The sequence below is a fragment of the Acinetobacter sp. S4397-1 genome, from assembly GCF_024129285.1.
Classification (GTDB): domain Bacteria; phylum Pseudomonadota; class Gammaproteobacteria; order Pseudomonadales; family Moraxellaceae; genus Acinetobacter; species Acinetobacter lwoffii_C.
This window is the reverse complement of the sequence record NZ_JAMXXZ010000077.1, coordinates 1-1,180: the sequence shown is the minus strand read 5'-3', so window position 1 is coordinate 1,180 and position 1,180 is coordinate 1. Positions and strand designations below refer to the sequence as shown.

Sequence of the window (1,180 nt, the reverse complement as noted above, 5' to 3'; positions counted from 1 at the left end):
CTCTGTACACGACAAAAATAGATAACTCATTGAAATAATGTCATAATAATTGTTTTCTAACGACGAATACTATGACACATCTCAATGAGTTATATCTTATCTTAAACAAATATCTAAAATGGAACAAGTCACATTTAAAGTGCTTTGCGCTCATCATGCTTGTGATTATTTTAAAGCAAACATGTAATCTTTCTTCTGCATCTAAAGCCTTGCCCATCAAGTGCTTACCACAATCATTTTATCGACGTATGCAGCGCTTCTTTGCAGGTCAGTATTTTGATTATCGTCAAATTTCTCAGTTGATTTTCAATATGTTTTCATTCGACCAAGTGCAACTGACTTTAGATAGAACCAATTGGAAATGGGGAAAACGAAATATTAATATCCTGATGCTCGCAATCGTTTATCGTGGAATAGCGATACCTATCCTTTGGACATTGCTTAATAAACGTGGAAATTCAGATACGAAAGAGCGTATTGCTTTGATTCAACGCTTTATAGCCATTTTTGGTAAAGACCGTATTGTGAATGTGTTCGCAGACAGAGAGTTTATCGGTGAGCAGTGGTTTACATGGTTAATTGAACAAGACATCAACTTCTGCATTCGTGTTAAAAAAACTTCATTGTCACCAATCATTTAGGAAAGAATCATAAAATTAGTGATTTATTTCGCCATCTTCAAGTTGGTCAAATTGAATGTCGTAAACGACGGATTTTGGTTGGTCGGGTGAAACTATATATAAGTGCACTACAGTTAGAAAATGGAGAGCTTTTACTCGTCGTTTCTCCTCAGTTTAATGCCAATGCTATTCAGGATTATGCATTACGCTGGGAAATTGAAACCTTATTCAGTTGTCTCAAAGGACGCGGGTTTAATCTTGAAAATACGCGCTTGACAGACCCTAGACGAGTGAAAAAATTGATTGCGGTGTTAGCTATAAGCTTCTGTTGGTGTTACTTAACGGGTGAATGGCAACATGATCAAAAAAAAGCGATAAAAATAAAGAAGCATGGACGACTCTCAATGAGTTTATTTCGCTATGGTTTAGACTATGTTCAAATGGCGATTCAGCGTTTAATTGGTTTTGGGAAAAAAGAAGAGTTTAAGGAAATTTTGGCAATTTTAAGAAGGCAGAACCCTGATAGGATAAGGGTTCTGTGAAATTTGTCGTGTACAGAG

1 protein-coding gene is annotated in these 1,180 nt (G+C 36.0%); it reads left to right on the top strand.

All coding sequences use genetic code 11. The annotated features are described in order from the left end of the window. Positions 1-71: 71 nt before the first annotated feature. Positions 72-1,162, top strand: a protein-coding gene (locus NI467_RS14565; RefSeq protein WP_094190431.1) for an IS4-like element ISAba1 family transposase whose coding sequence is annotated in 2 segments (ribosomal slippage) — positions 72-612 and positions 612-1,162 — 1,092 coding nt in all. Because the reading frame shifts where the segments join, the coding sequence is not laid out codon by codon here. Positions 1,163-1,180 lie beyond the last annotated feature (18 nt).